This is a genomic window from Aestuariibius violaceus (assembly GCF_040779325.2).
Classification (GTDB): domain Bacteria; phylum Pseudomonadota; class Alphaproteobacteria; order Rhodobacterales; family Rhodobacteraceae; genus Aestuariibius; species Aestuariibius violaceus.
The window spans coordinates 1-14,287 of record NZ_JBFONT020000010.1 but is presented as its reverse complement, the minus strand read 5'-3'; the positions used below and the strand labels follow the sequence as shown (position 1 = coordinate 14,287).

The window sequence follows — 14,287 nt, the reverse complement described above, 5'->3', positions numbered from 1 at the left end:
CGGAAAACTCCCATCTACGTTGAGGGTTTGGAAATCAGGGTGGCGTCGCGTTGGCGCCGTGGCGTGAGCAGGCGCTCGGCCACGTCGGAGGCGACCTCGACCTCTTGCAGTAGCCCGCGGGCCGCTAGGAGATCGGTTTGATCGAAGGCGGCATCGAGGGCTACCAGCGCAGCTGAGAGCTTGTCGCGCGACAGATCCTCCGTCGGCGCATGCTTGCGGCGGCGCAGTGCAGCATGAGCTGCGGCGGCTTCCTCGATCAGTTCGGAACGGACAAGGACGTTGCGTAGCCCCCGCTGGCGGTCGGGGGCATAGAAAATCTCCCGCGCCGCGGTGTCGAGCCGATCGGCGAGGCGTTCGACCTCTTCGGCGATATCGTCCTGCATGACGGCTGCAGAACGGCGGAGGCTTTCGGCCCGGGCATGGGTTGTCGTGATTGCGCCCAGCGCCATACCTGCCGCGGAATCCGACACCCCATGACGCGCTTGGAACGCCATCCGCAAACGCTCTGCCTCCGTCCAGACCCACTGGCGCGGCATGCACGCCATCAAGGCAAGGGTCCCTACGAGCGCCAGAAAGGCGGCGGCAAGAGCTGAGAACCCCGGAAACGGCAGGGGCAAACGTACGAACCACGCAAAGCCCGCACTTGCCAGTGCGGCAATGCCGGCGGCGATCCACGGGGTTGCCCGTGGGCTCATCGCCGCATCTGGAGAGAAACCTCGACCCGCGCCAGCCGCGATTGGTGCGCGCGGGCGCGCTCTCCCTCCAGTTTGGGCAGGGGCGAGGCGCCGCCGACACCAGTAACAGTGATCCTGTTCGGTAAGATACCCAGCGCTCGGGCCATCGCCGCGGCGACGTCGGCCCGCTCCGCACTCAGGGCCAGGTTGGCGTCCGCATTGCCTGCATCCCCCGTATGGCCGATGATCACAACCTGCATACGGTCATCAGGCAGGGCCTGCGCCAAGAACCCCCGAAGCCGCGCGTCTTCTCCGGCAGCAAGGGTGGTTGAGCGTGCAAAGCGAAAACTCTCCGTCTGCGGCCGGGTCGCGTATCCAAGGGTGCCCAGCGTCACTGCACCGCCAGCGACAAGCGCCGAAAGACCACCCGCAACGAATGTCCGTCGCGGGAAAACCTTGCCTGATCCACTGGAGTTACTGTCCGCTGCGCTCATAATCCACAAGAGTATCTCTGTCTCTAAATCATAGTCTAGATAGTCAGCCTCGGAAGAAAACCAACGATCTCGGCCTTGAGGCGCCTGCGCAAATTGCCTGGTGTGTGTGAGGCGCCACACGGATCCTATGCATTGGAGCACCCCTCCGGAGAGTACCGATCAGCCCCGGCACCGACGGAATGTCCAAGTGCGGGACGCATGGGGCAGCAGATCGACCTCTTCCTTACGTGCCTCGGGATCCGGAGACATGTGCTACGGGAAGGGCGCGACAAGATCGACGAACTTTGCGATCCGGTTCCTGGCGGGGGTTTTAGACTCCCAGCTCAGCCTTGAAGCATTCAAGCAAGCGATGCTTCAGGATCTTGCCGGTTGGTGCGGCGGGCAGCGATCTTGCAATGATTATTCTGGACGGTCTCTTGTAGCCTGCCAGCCTTTCGGCGACATAGGCTTTCAATTCGGCCTCATGAACGCCGGCCCTTTCACCGACCTGAACGAATGCCAGAACCTGCTCGTCCCCGTCTGCGACCTGTCCGATCACGGCTGATTGCACGACGGCGGGATGATCGTTCAACGCGGCCTCGACCTCAGGCGGATAGACATTGAAACCGCCATGAATAATCAGCTCTTTCGAGCGGCCGAGGATATGCAACCGCCCCTCACCGTCGATCCGGCCAAGATCGCCGGTGTGCAACCAGCCGCCCTCGCCGAGGATCTTTTCCGTCTCGCCCGGGGCCTTGTAGTAACCGCACATCACATGGGGTCCGCGGGTCTGGACCTCGCCTATGCCATCGCCGCCGCCTTGCGCTGCCTCGTCGATGCACACCTCGACCCCGTCGAGTGGGCGGCCGACGGAGATATCCGGATCGCCTTTCTGATGGCGTGTCGCACAGATGCCAGCAGTGCTTTCGGTCATCCCGTAGCCGTTTTGCAGGGCGATACCGTAAAAGCTTTCCGCCTTTTTCTTCCAGATCGGATCCAGCGGCGCGGCTCCGGACGATACGTAACGCAGGCCCGAGCCTGTCAGCCGCTCAAGCTCCTGATCGCTGGTGTATTGCATCAAAAGCGCGTGCATCTGCGGCACAGCGGGTAGAATCGTGACGTCGTCCATCAGGGCCCGATAAAGCTTCTCAGCCGAAAAGCGCGGCTCGAGCCGGATCGTGGCGCCGGCATAGGTCGCCGCGATGATCATCGAGGCCAGGCCAAATACATGGGTCATCGGCAGAACGCCATAGACCGTGTCGTCATGAGACATGCCCCGCAGCGTGGCCGAGGCATGGCCGGCAAACCGCAAGTTGGCATGGGTCAGCATGACGCCCTTCGGATCGCCTGTCGTGCCGGTGGTATAAAGCAGGACCGCAACCGCGCGGTCGGGTTCGGGTGCGCTGGCAAAAGTTGCAGCGATGGCGACTTGGCCAAAGGTATCTTCGACACGCCTTGCGTTCAGGCGATCGGCATGGGTCGCGGCGTCGTTTGACGCCCCAGTGGTCAGAATGACGGCACGGGGTTCGGCATGGGCGATGATGCGGTCGATCTCGCCTTGAGTCTGGCGAGCATTGACGGGCACCGCCCAGGCTCCCAGACGCGTCGCCCCGAACAGGAAGGCGACCGCTTCTGCGCAGTTTTCGGCAACGATCATCACGCGGTCGCCCGGCTGGGTACCTTCCGCCTTCAACATGTCCTCTGCCGCCCGGGCAGCATCTCCAAGATCGCGATAGGTCCATCTGCGACCATCGGCACCGCGGATGGCGGGCGCATCCGGCCAGCGGGCGATGCTATCGTCCAGATAGCCGCAGATCGTTTCCATTCTCAGACCTCCTCCAGCGGCATCACCGCCGCGATACGGTCCCGCGCTGTCATGGCTTCAGCCTCGATCCGGGCGATGATCTCGACCATCGGCTGAACCCGGTCGGTCAGCCCCAGCGATTGCCCCGCCGACAGAAGGCCTTTTGAGACATCACCGGTTCGGTAAGCCTGACGCCCGATCTTGCCCGAGACATGGGGCATCAGCGCTTCGATCCCGATATTCGGGTCTTCAGCTTCCATCTGCTGCACCACCCGCGTCGTCTCATTGGCCAGCGTGCGGATGGTGTTGCGCACGCTCTGCATGCTCAGCGTGGTGTCCCGCTCAGTCGCCGCGACCAGCGCGTCTTTGTAACCGCGATGCGCGTTCAACTCCTCAGCCACCAGAAGGCGCGTGCCCATCACCACGCCCGCCGCGCCCATGGCCAAGGCAGCCACCAGTTGCGCGCCGTGGCCGACACCGCCGCCGATCAGATAGGGGATCGTCAGCCGCGTCTCGGCCAGAGCCCCATTCACCAAGCTGCCCACCATGTCCATGCCGGGATGGCCACCGCATTCGGCGCCCACGATGGCCACCATATCCACTCCGATGCGCTCGGCCGTGACCGCGAAGCGGACCGAGGGCACCTTGTGGATCACCGTCAGGCCAAGGTCACGCAGAAGCGGCATATAGGCCTCGGGGTTGCGGCCAGAGGTTTCGATCACCTCGACCCCCTCGCCGGCGATGATGCGAAACACCTCCTCGGTCTTTTCGCCCGGTACCAGCTTGGGCAGCATCGAGACATTGACGCCGAAGGGTGCCTGCCCGCAGAGCCGCCGGGCTTTCGCGATCTCGGCTTTCAGATCCGCCGGATCGGGAAAGCTGGCCGCCGTAATGAAACCCAGGATGCCCGACCGCGCCGCGGCGGCGGCATAATCGGCGTCGCCCAGCCACATCAGCCCGCCCGCGACAACCGGCAGGCGCAGGCCGAACCGACGGGTCAGGGCTGTGTCGAACGTCATTGCCGGACCCGCTTGAAAACGCCGCTGGCGGTGGCGATGAGGCGACCATCCTCGTGCTCAAGCCGCGCCTCGACGAAGACCAACCCGCGCCCGCCGCCGGTCTTCCGGCCGGTGGCCATGACCCGGCCGCCCTCGGCCGGGGCCACGAACGCGATCGACAGCGAGACGGTCAGAAACGGCGCGCGGCCCGTCTCATCCACGCTCAGGCTGGCCGTCGCGCCGCTGGCATTATCCAGCAGCGCTGCCGCGACCCCGCCATGCAACACGCCATGGCGGTTCAGATGCGCGGGCGCGATGTCGAGCCAGCAGCGCGCCGCGCCATCGCCCTGCCCCACATCCAGCACGTAGCCCAGCAGGCGCTGGGTGCCGGTCTCGTCCCGGATCAGTCCGCTTTCAGGCGCCGAGGGCAATGAACCGCTCCAGATGGTGATCGGTATCGCCCAGCCGGTGATCGGCCATGACGATCCGCTTTGCGATATGGGCCAGCTCATATTCCTGGGTCATGGCGATGCCGCCATGCATCTGGATGCTTTCTTCGGCAATCATGCGCCCCACCCGCCCGATCAGATGCTTGGCGGCGCTGACATGGCGGTCGCGCCTATCGGGTGCCGCCTCAAGATGGCCTGCCGCCAGAATAACGATTGAGCGCGCCTGCTCCAGCTCGATCAACATATCGGCCAGACGGTGCTGCAAGGCCTGGAACGTGCCGATCGGCCTGCCGAATTGCTTGCGCATGCCGAGATAGTCGGTGGTCAGCCGCAGGGCGGTTTCCATGCCGCCTAAGGCCTCGGCACAGATGGCAACCGTGCCTGCCGCAACGGCGGGTTCCAGCAATGCCAGCGCCTCGCCGGGCGCGCCCAGGCGCGCGTCATCCGGCACATTCACATCGTTCAGCGTAACCTCAGCCGCCCGCCCGCCGCCGATCTGGGGATAGCCTTGCAAGCTCACCCCGCCCGCATCCTTCGGCACCAGAAACAGCGAGAGGCCATCTGCCTCACGCGCCGAAACGATCAGATGATCGGCCGCTTCAGCGTTGCTCACAACCGCCTTGCGGCCATTCAGGATAACGCCATCGCCCTTGGCCGTGGCAGTCGTGGCGACCTGCGTCAGGTCATAGCGGCTGGCGGGCTCCCCATGGGCCAGCGCCAGATGCAGCCCGCCCGCGATCACCTGTTCGACCAGATCGGCCCGGCCTGCGGCGGCCAAGATCCGCCCGCCAAGCACGCAGGTCTCGGCCACGGGTTCCATCACGCCCGCGCGGCCAAGCTCCTCGAAGACAATCGCGATGTCGAAGCCCGCGCCGCCGAACCCGCCCTGATCCTCGGTGAAAAGCGCACCCAGCACCCCAAGCTCGGCCAGACCGGCCCAGACCTCGGCGCTGAAGCCCGCCTCGCTCTCGATGATCTTGTTGCGCGCCTCCGCCCCGTAATTCTCGCGCAGATAGCGGCGCAGCATGTCCTGCAGCATCTGGCGTTCTTCGGTCAGCTCAAAATTCATTTCAGCGCCCCCAGAGCGGTCTTGGCGATGATCTGGCGCTGAACCTCGTTCGAGCCGCCATAGATCGAGAGCTTGCGGTTGTTGAAGTATTGCGCCGCGACCGGGCGGGCGTAGTCCGGGCCGATCGGGTCATTACCGCCGTCCAACGCTTCGCTGGCGAAGGGCAGCGCGTAGGGGCCAGCCGCGCGGCGGGCAAGATCGTTGATCTCCTGCCGGATGATCGTGCCCTTGACCTTCAGCATCGAGCTTTCCACGCCCGGCGCCTGCCCCTTGGCCGCTTGCGAGATCACGCGCAGGTTGGTCGTGGCCATGGCCATCAGATCAATCTCGACCCGCGCCAACCGGGCGGCGAAAAACGCATTTTCGATCAGGGGTCGGCCGCCCGCCATCTCGGCCCGCGCGATGCGTTTGACGGCGGCCAGGGCGGCGGTGGAAAAGCCCACGCCCGCGATGTTCGTGCGCTCATGCGTCAGAAGGTACTTGGCGTAGGTCCAGCCCTTGTTCTCTTCGCCGACCAGGTTTTCAGCCGGTACGCGAACATCCGTGAACCAGACCTCGTTCACCTCGGCCGAGCCGTCCAGCAGCACAATGGGGCGCACCTCAACCCCGGGGCTTTCCATATCGACCAGAAGAAAGCTGATCCCCTCCTGCGCCTTGGCATCCGGATCGGTGCGCACCAGGCAGAAGATCATGTTGGCGTGCTGGCCAAGGGTGGTCCAGGTTTTCTGGCCGTTGACGATGTAATGGTCGCCATCACGCACAGCGCGGGTCTTGACCGAGGCCAGATCCGACCCCGCGCCGGGTTCCGAATAGCCCTGGCACCACCAATCGTCGCCATTCAGGATGCGCGGCAGCCAATGGGCCTTTTGCGCGTCATTGCCGAATTTCTGCAAGACGGGGCCCAGCATGGTCAGCCCGAACGGCACGATGCGCGAGGCATGGGCCAGAGCGCATTCCTCCTCAAAGATATGGCGCTGAACCGCGTCCCAACCGGTGCCGCCGTATTCCTCGGGCCAGTTCCCGGCCAGCCAGCCCCGCGCGTTCAGGATCGCGTGCCACTCTTCGTGTTCGTCCTTGGTCAGCGCCCGGCCATCGCGCACCTTGTCGGACAGCGCCTTGGGCAGCTTTTCTGACAGGAAATCCCGCACATCGGCGCGAAACGCCTCTTCTTCCGGCGTATAGCTGAGGTCCATCGTCGCGCTCCCTTCAGAAAATCTCGAAAAGGCCAGCCGCCCCCATGCCACCGCCGACACACATCGTGACGACACCCAGCTTGGCGCCGCGCCGTTTGCCCTCGCGCAGAAGGTGGCCGACCATCCGCGCGCCGGTCATGCCGAACGGGTGGCCGATGGCGATCGAGCCGCCATTGACGTTGCAGATCTCATCAGGGATGCCGAGACGGTCGCGGCAATAGAGCGCCTGGCTGGCAAAGGCCTCGTTCAGCTCCCAAAGGTCGATATCGCTGACCGTCAGGCCCTGGCGTTCCAGCAGGCGCGGCACCGCGAAGACCGGGCCGATGCCCATCTCGTCAGGCTCGCACCCCGCCACCGCAAAGCCCCGGAAGGCGCCCATGGGTGTCAGGCCCGCCTTTTCGGCGGCTGACGCTTCCATCATCACCAGGGCGGCGGCGCCGTCGGCCAATTGGCTGGCATTGCCGGCGGTGATGAACTTGTCCGGCCCTTTGACGGGCTCAAGCTTGGCCAGGCCGTCCAGCGTCGTGCCGGGGCGGTTGCATTCGTCGCGGTCCAGCGTGGCGGCAACTTCGCTGACCTCGCCCGTCTCGCGGTCCTTCCGGGCCATGGTCACGTCCATCGCCACGATCTCATCGGCGAAAAGGCCTGCCTCCTGCGCCGCGGCGATCCGCTCCTGGCTGCGCAGCCCGTAGGCGTCCTGCGCCTCGCGGGTGATGCCATAGCGCTCGGCCACGATATCGGCGGTGTCGATCATCGGCAGGTAGAGGTCGGGCTTATGCTCCATGATCCAGGGCTCGGGCACCTCGCGCGGCGGCGGCTGGGTCAGCGAGATGCTTTCCACACCGCCCGCGATCATCGCGTCGGCCCCGTCCATGACAATCGCATGGCCTGCCATGGCAACGGCCTGCAGCCCCGAGGCGCAGAAGCGGTTGACGGTCGCGCCCCCGATTGTCACCGGCAGCCCGGCGCGCACCGCGCTTTGGCGGGCGATATTGCGGCCCGTGGCGCCTTCGGGATAGCCGCAGCCGAAATAGCAATCATCGATCAGGCCGGGGTCGATGCCCGCGCGCTCCACCGCCGCAGCAATGACATGGCCGCCCATCGTGGCGCCATGGGTGCGGTTCAGCGACCCGCGATGCGATTTGGCCAGGCCCGTGCGGGCGGCCGAGACGATGACGGCTTGCCTCATGGCTGTGCCTCCTTGTTCAGATCTTCGAATGTGCGGCCTTCATCGACCAGTTTTTGCAGCAGTGGCGCGGGTTGCCAGAACCAGGGGTCGTCCTTGGCAAAACGTTTCAGATCGGCCAGGACAAGGTCCAGCCCGGTCATGTCGGCCCATTTCATCGGCCCGCCCCGCCAGCGGGGAAAGCCGTAACCCGACAGCATCGTGACATCCACATCCAAGGGCCGCCGCGCGATGCCGTCGCCCACCACGCGGGCGGCCTCGTTCACCATGGCGGCCATGAAGCGGCGCTGGATTTCATCGTCGGTGAAGCTGCGGGGGGTGAGGCCCTGTTGGGCACGCTCGTCCGCGAGGATCTGCTGCACCTCCGGGTCAGGTTCCCCCCTTCGCGCGCCGTCGGGGTAGAGGTAATAGCCCCGGCCCGTCTTCTGCCCGAACCGGCCCATCTCGCAGAGCGTATCGGCGAAACCGGGCACACGCTCGCGGGGATCGCGGGTCGCGGCCTTGCGCTTGCGCGTGGCCCAGCCGATGTCGAGGCCCGCCAGGTCCGACACCGCATAGGGGCCCATCGCCATGCCGAAGGCCTCAAGGGCAGCATCCACCTGATAGGGGTCGGCGCCGTCCAGCACCATGTTGTCGATCGCCATGCGGTAATGCGCCAGAATGCGGTTGCCGATAAACCCATCGCAAACGCCCGCGCGCACCGCGATCTTGCGCAACCTCTTGGCCAGCGCAAAGCCCGTCACCACCACATCGGGCGCGGTGGCATCGGCCACGACCACCTCGAGCAGCTTCATGATATGGGCGGGCGAGAAGAAATGCAGGCCGATCACATCCGAGGGGCGGCCGGTGGCCCCGGCGATGGCGTTGATGTCGAGGTAGGAGGTGTTGGTGGCCAGCACCGCGCCCTCTTTGCAGACCTTGTCGAGCGTCGCAAAGACCTCGCGCTTGACGTCCATGTCTTCGAACACCGCCTCGATCACCAGATCGGACGCATCAAGCGCATCATAGGTGTCCGCCGCGCGGAACCCGCCGCTGTCGATCTCGGACCGGCGCTCGGGCAAAAGCTTGCCGCGCTTGGCGGCGCTGTCCAGCATGCTCGCGACGCGGGCTTTGGCCTTGTCCGCCGCATCGGCATCGCGGTCGACCAGCACCACCTTCAGGCCCGCCAGAAGGCAGGCGGCCGCGATGCCCGCGCCCATCGTGCCGCCGCCGACCACCCCGATCTCGGCCAGATCGCGTGGCGCGACGCCCTCAAGCTCGGGCAGCTTCGCCACCGCCCGCTCGGCGAAGAAGGCATGGATCAGGCCCTCGCGCTGGGGCGAGGCCATCAGGTCGCCAAACAATTCCCGCTCGCGCGCCAGCCCGTCGGTGAACGGCAGCTCGCTGGCGGCCTGCACGGCGCGCACAGCTGTTGCGGGCGCGATCTGACCCTTGCCGCGGGCCAGGGCCTTGGCGTGCCAGGCATCGAAATCGACGGCCTCAGGCGCGGGCAGATCGCCCGTGGGGCGTGGGCCCTTCGCGATGGCCTCGCGCGCCATATCCAGCCCGATCTGGCGCGGTGTCCCGTCTTGCACGGCGTCCAGAATGCCAATCTCCAACGCCTCGGCGGCGCTGACGGGGCGGCCGGTCGTGATCATCTCTAATGCGGCCTCGGCGCCTGTCAGACGCGGCAGGCGCTGGGTCCCGCCCGCGCCCGGCAGAATGCCCAGCGTCACCTCTGGCAGGCCCAGCTTGGCATCGGGAACAGCCACGCGGTAATGCGCGGCCAGTGCCACTTCAAGCCCGCCGCCCAGCGCCGTGCCGTGCAGCGCAGCGACCACGGGGATCTTGCAGGCCTCGATCCGGTTACAGACCTCGGGCAGCCAGGGATCTTTCGGCGGCTTGCCAAACTCGCGGATATCGGCGCCTGCGATGAAGGTGCGCCCGTCGCCGATGATCAGGGCGGCCTTCGCCTCGACCTCGGCGCGCTGAACGGCCTCGACCAGACCCGCCCGCACCGCATGCGAGGCGGCGTTCACCGGCGGGTTCTGAATTGTCACCACGGCCACGTCGCCATCCAGGTCGTACTTCACCGCATCCATGCGTCCCTCCTATCCGCGCCGCGCCAGCGCCGGGCTGCGCCCTGTCATCTGTTCCAATGCGCGCACCGTCTTCTGCAAGGCCGGCCCCACCGTTTCGCGCATCCGCTCCTCGCTCAGCATCTGGGGCAAAGCCCCGCAGGAAAACGCTACCGGTTCGCCGAATTCATCGGCGTGAAACGGCACGGCCACCGCGTTGACGCTGGTCGAAAACCGCGTCTCGGCCGGCGCGATGGTGAAGCCTTGCGCGATCAGATCATCGTAGCCACCGGCGCGAAAGGCGACCAGTCTATCCTCGGGGTTGCTGGCGCGGAAAACCGCCTCGTCCAGCGCCGCGATGATCGCGCGGCCCGATGACGACCCGAAGACGGGGATGCGATGCCCGGGTTCCAGCCAGATCGAGGCCGTGCCGACCGGCCGCCAGGTCTTGGCCAGCATCACCCGATCGCCATCGCGCACGGCCAGCGAAACCAGCGTGCCCGTGTCATCGGCCAGCTGTTGCAAGATGCCGCGCCCCACCTCAACGAATGACACCGAGGCGGCCGCGACATTGCCCAGACCAAAGGCCGCAGGCCCCAGCCGATACCGGTCCTTGCGGCCGGCATGGCTGAGAAACCCCAGCGTGCTGAGCGTGTAGGTCAGGCGCGAGACGGTGCTGTTGGGCAAACCGGTCCGCGCGGCCAGTTCGCTGTGGGTCAGCCCATCGTCACTGGCGCGGAAGGCCCGCAAAATGCTGAGGCCGCGGGCCAGCGTATTGGCGAACCGTCTGTCTTGCGGGGCCGCGTTCATCGCATCCCCATCGGCAGCAAAAGCGAGATCGCGGGGAAGGCGATGATCAGGATCAGCACGATCACGTCGACGCTGAGGAACCGCGCGATGCCTGCGAAGATCTTGTCGATCGGGGCCTTGTTGCCCACCACGTTCGAGATGACGAAGACGTTCAGGCCCACAGGCGGCGTGATCAGCCCGATCTCAAGCAGCTTGATCACCACGACACCAAACCAGATCAGGTTCAGCCCGTAGCTTTCGACCAGCGGGATCATCAGCGGCAGTGTCAGCACCATGATGCCGATGGGGTCGAGGAACATGCCCAAAAGCAGGTAGATCACCGCAATCGCCAGCATCAGTTGGAAGACCGACGGCTCGTAGGCCGTGACCGTGTTGACGATGGCGGGCGCCACGCCGGTCAGCGCGATGAAGGCCACAAAGATCTTGGCGCCAGCGGCGATGAAGAAGATCGCCGCCGTCTGCACGCAGGTCTCGCGCAGGCTGGCCCAGAGGCCCGCCCAATCAAGCGTGCGTTGCGCGAAGCCGATCATCGCGGTGACGACCACGCAGACCGCCGCCGCCTCGGTCGCGGTGAAGATGCCGCCATAGATGCCTCCGACGATCACGACGAACAGCATCAGCGCGGGCCAGGCCGCGATGGCGGCTTTCATCCGCTCGCGCCCTGTCGGCGCCTCATCGCCCAAGGGCGCAATGCCCGGGCTGCGCCAGACCCAGACCGCGATGACCAGCAGGAACCCCGCCAGCGTCAGAAGCCCCGGCAGAACGCCGGCCAGAAAGAGACGACTGATCGAGGTTTCGGTGAAGATGCCGTAGATGATGAACAAAACCGAGGGCGGGATGAGCGAGCCCAGCGTGCCACCTGCCGCCACGCTTGATGTGGCCAGGCGCGGGTCGTAGCCCATGCGCAGCATCTCGGGCACGCAGATCCGCCCCATGGTTGAGGCGCAGGCGATGGACGATCCGGTGATCGCCGAAAACCCGCCGCATCCCATGACCGAGGCCATGGCGACCCCGCCCGGCAGCCGCGTCAGCCAGACCTTGGCGGCGTCGTAGATTTTCGTGGTGATCTGTGCCCGATAGGCGATATGGCCCAGAGCCACAAAAAGCGGGATCATGCTGAGATCGTAGGAATGGATCAGATCGAACGAGTTCGAGAAGACCATCGAAGTCGTCGCGCGAAATGCACGCTCGGGCATGAAGGTGCCGGTGCGAAAGGCGAATATGATGAAGGCCGACACCACCGCCACGCCCGCCAGCGCGAAGGCGATCGGGACGCGCAGGGCCAGCAGCACCAGAACCGCCGAGAACGCGACCATGCCGACGATTGCGGGGTCCATCACTCGGCCTCGGTCATCTGGTGGGTGTCGTCGACGATGCCGCCACGCAGGATGGTTCGGGTATCGCGAACGGCCAATTCGGCCAAGCGCAGGCAACAGGCGAAGATGCCTATCACAAAGAACAGACGGCCCGGCCATCTTGGCAGGTTCAGATCGCCGTAGAAGAATCCGCCGGACGACCAGTTGCTGATCAGTTCCCGAGTGCCCGCATAAAGCAGTGGAGAAAGCGCGAAGAGGCCCATCAAGGAGCCGAGGACGATCAGCCACGACCTGAGGCGGGCATTGAAACGGTTGGTAATGAACTCCACCGCCACATGCGCCCGGGCTGCTGTAGCCGCCGCCAGCGGAAAGAGGATCGCTGCCACCATCAGCTCGCGCACCAGGATCACCGTGTCGGGCAGCGATACATCCAAGACCGCCCGTGCAGCGACATTGACCGCGATCATCAGCCCCAGCGCCATCACCGCGACGGCGCCAAGGCTGAGCAGTATGTTTTCAAGCTTGCCCAGCATCCGGCTCACTCAGCCCAAGGATAGCCCTCGGTATCACGCATCTCGGTGTATTTCGCGATCAACGCACGGTACTCACCCAGAAGCGCCTCACCCGGCAGGCCGACGCTGTCGGCGGTCTCGACCCAGGCACCGACAAAGGGCTGACCCCGTTCAACCAGCTTCGCGCGCTCTGCCGCGTCCAGTTCGATCACCTCGACGCCTTGCGCCTTCATGTCCTCGATCGCCTGTTCGTTGGCCGCGATGATCAGCCGCCCGAACTCATCGGCCATATCCGACCCGACCTCTTGGATCAGCATCTGCTGATCCGCGCTTAGGCTGTCATAACTGATGGCATTCATGAAGATGCCAACACCGCCGACCTGGCCCCAGTCAAGTAGGGTGTAGCTGTCCATCACCTCGGCCTGTTTCAACGCCGAGACGGCGTAGCTGTAGCCTTGCGAGCAATCGATCAACCCGGTGTCGAGGCCCTGATAGGCGTCATAAATCGACATGTTGACCATGGTCGCGCCAAGCTCGCCAAAGACCTTGCCATAGGCCCCCACGCCGCGCACCTTCAGGCCATCGACATCGTCGGCGGTGCGGATCGCGGCCCCCTTGCAGCCGATATTGACGGCCGAGGTGGTGAAGGTGCCGATATAGACCAGCCCCTTATCGGCCAGATCGCTCTGAACCACGTCGGAAGTGCGCATCAGCTCGTCGGTCGCGCGCATGCCGATCCAAGCATCCGGATTTTCAAGCGGCAGGTCCGAGATGCCGTAGCTGACCAGTTCCTGCGGGTAGTAGACGGCAATCACCGTGCCCAGATCGGCCACTCCATCGCGCACTGATTGCATCGCCGCATTGGCTTTGAACAGCGCGCCCCCCCATTGGATTTCGATGCTCATATCCCCGCCCGAGCGTTCGCCCACCTGATCGGCGAACCATTGCAACGCGGCCGCCCTGGCGCCCCGGTTGGGCCCGGCTTCACCATGGATAAGCACTGTCTCCGCAGAGACGGCGACCCCGAACCCTGCCAACACTGCAGCCGTACAAACTGGCTTGAACCATCCCATCTCTTTTCCTCCCATTTTCACTATGCGGAATTAACTTCCGTTATATGGAAGAATGTAGCGGATTCGCGGCGGTTCGCAAAGCGCTCAGAAATTCAGCAAGCTCTCGCTCAGCCCAAGGCCAACATCCACAGATCACGACCGCTGCATCCCTGTCTGACCAAAACAATCCTTGGCAGTGACGCTGCATCAACTCTGATAAGAGGTTCAGTCAACAAGGGAATCGGCGACACGTCGGTCCGGATGAACCGTCGTCTGGCCTCGGCTTCGCCAACCAGGTCAAGATAGCTTTGTTTTCAGATCTGCTACCGGCAGCATGCTTTGTACGAAATCGGCATCCATGCGTTTCACCCCAGGCGGTTTAACCTGCCTTTACCTCATGCAGCACTTTGATCTAAGCAATGACCAGGTGACGAGATTTACTTCTTTTTGATATCCACAAGCGGATGTCTTTTGTTGATGTCGCCGGCGTAGCAAGAGTGAAATGGGATTGCGTGTATCTTTTCAGACGCGGTCTTGTGTCCGGCTTGTTCGCGCGGTCTTGACCGTTGGCCCTGATGGGATCCGCAGATCAGGTTCCTAACTGCTTTGCGGGCAACAGCGGCCGGGGCATTCGGCGGAGTGTCCTGATCCTTGCGGCTGACGGGTACACCATCACATCGTTGGTCTTGCTATC

The 14,287-nt window shown here is 64.7% G+C and carries 13 protein-coding genes; all 13 read right to left on the bottom strand.

What is annotated here, in order from left to right; genetic code table 11:
- Positions 1–14: 14 nt before the first annotated feature.
- Positions 15–695: a hypothetical protein gene (locus tag AADZ90_RS19445; RefSeq protein ID WP_367310967.1), complete on the bottom strand. Its 681-nt coding sequence runs from the start codon at positions 693–695 to the stop codon at positions 15–17.
- Complete coding sequence (locus tag AADZ90_RS19440; RefSeq protein WP_367310966.1) at positions 692–1,168, bottom strand: OmpA family protein; 477 nt, start codon at positions 1,166–1,168, stop codon at positions 692–694. The genes AADZ90_RS19445 and AADZ90_RS19440 overlap by 4 nt, the downstream gene beginning before the upstream one ends.
- Positions 1,169–1,478: 310 nt before the next feature.
- On the bottom strand, positions 1,479–2,972 hold the full coding sequence (locus AADZ90_RS19435; RefSeq protein WP_367310965.1) for a class I adenylate-forming enzyme family protein: 1,494 nt from the start codon (positions 2,970–2,972) through the stop codon (positions 1,479–1,481).
- Between the two features lie 2 nt (positions 2,973–2,974).
- Entirely contained in the window at positions 2,975–3,970 is a 996-nt protein-coding gene (locus tag AADZ90_RS19430) for an NAD(P)H-dependent flavin oxidoreductase (protein ID WP_367310964.1), read from the bottom strand.
- Complete coding sequence (locus tag AADZ90_RS19425; RefSeq protein WP_367310963.1) at positions 3,967–4,380, bottom strand: PaaI family thioesterase; 414 nt, start codon at positions 4,378–4,380, stop codon at positions 3,967–3,969. Before AADZ90_RS19425 ends, AADZ90_RS19430 begins: the two co-directional genes overlap by 4 nt.
- Positions 4,364–5,467 (bottom strand): acyl-CoA dehydrogenase family protein, encoded by a 1,104-nt coding sequence (locus AADZ90_RS19420; RefSeq protein ID WP_367310962.1) that lies wholly within the window; start codon positions 5,465–5,467, stop codon positions 4,364–4,366. Before AADZ90_RS19420 ends, AADZ90_RS19425 begins: the two co-directional genes overlap by 17 nt.
- Positions 5,464–6,660 (bottom strand): acyl-CoA dehydrogenase family protein, encoded by a 1,197-nt coding sequence (locus tag AADZ90_RS19415; RefSeq protein WP_367310961.1) that lies wholly within the window; start codon positions 6,658–6,660, stop codon positions 5,464–5,466. The genes AADZ90_RS19420 and AADZ90_RS19415 overlap by 4 nt, the downstream gene beginning before the upstream one ends.
- A gap of 13 nt (positions 6,661–6,673) precedes the next feature.
- Entirely contained in the window at positions 6,674–7,849 is a 1,176-nt protein-coding gene (locus tag AADZ90_RS19410) for an acetyl-CoA C-acyltransferase (RefSeq protein WP_367310960.1), read from the bottom strand.
- On the bottom strand, positions 7,846–9,927 hold the full coding sequence (locus AADZ90_RS19405) for a 3-hydroxyacyl-CoA dehydrogenase NAD-binding domain-containing protein (protein WP_367310959.1): 2,082 nt from the start codon (positions 9,925–9,927) through the stop codon (positions 7,846–7,848). Before AADZ90_RS19405 ends, AADZ90_RS19410 begins: the two co-directional genes overlap by 4 nt.
- A gap of 9 nt (positions 9,928–9,936) precedes the next feature.
- Entirely contained in the window at positions 9,937–10,713 is a 777-nt protein-coding gene (locus AADZ90_RS19400; protein WP_367310958.1) for an IclR family transcriptional regulator, read from the bottom strand.
- On the bottom strand, positions 10,710–12,050 hold the full coding sequence (locus AADZ90_RS19395; RefSeq protein ID WP_367310957.1) for a TRAP transporter large permease: 1,341 nt from the start codon (positions 12,048–12,050) through the stop codon (positions 10,710–10,712). Before AADZ90_RS19395 ends, AADZ90_RS19400 begins: the two co-directional genes overlap by 4 nt.
- The gene (locus tag AADZ90_RS19390) at positions 12,050–12,562 is read right to left on the bottom strand and encodes a TRAP transporter small permease (RefSeq protein ID WP_411997106.1); all 513 of its coding nucleotides are present in this window, start codon (positions 12,560–12,562) and stop codon (positions 12,050–12,052) included. Before AADZ90_RS19390 ends, AADZ90_RS19395 begins: the two co-directional genes overlap by 1 nt.
- Before the next feature lie 5 nt (positions 12,563–12,567).
- Positions 12,568–13,614, bottom strand: coding sequence for a C4-dicarboxylate TRAP transporter substrate-binding protein (locus AADZ90_RS19385; RefSeq protein WP_367310955.1), 1,047 nt, complete (start codon positions 13,612–13,614; stop codon positions 12,568–12,570).
- Positions 13,615–14,287 lie beyond the last annotated feature (673 nt).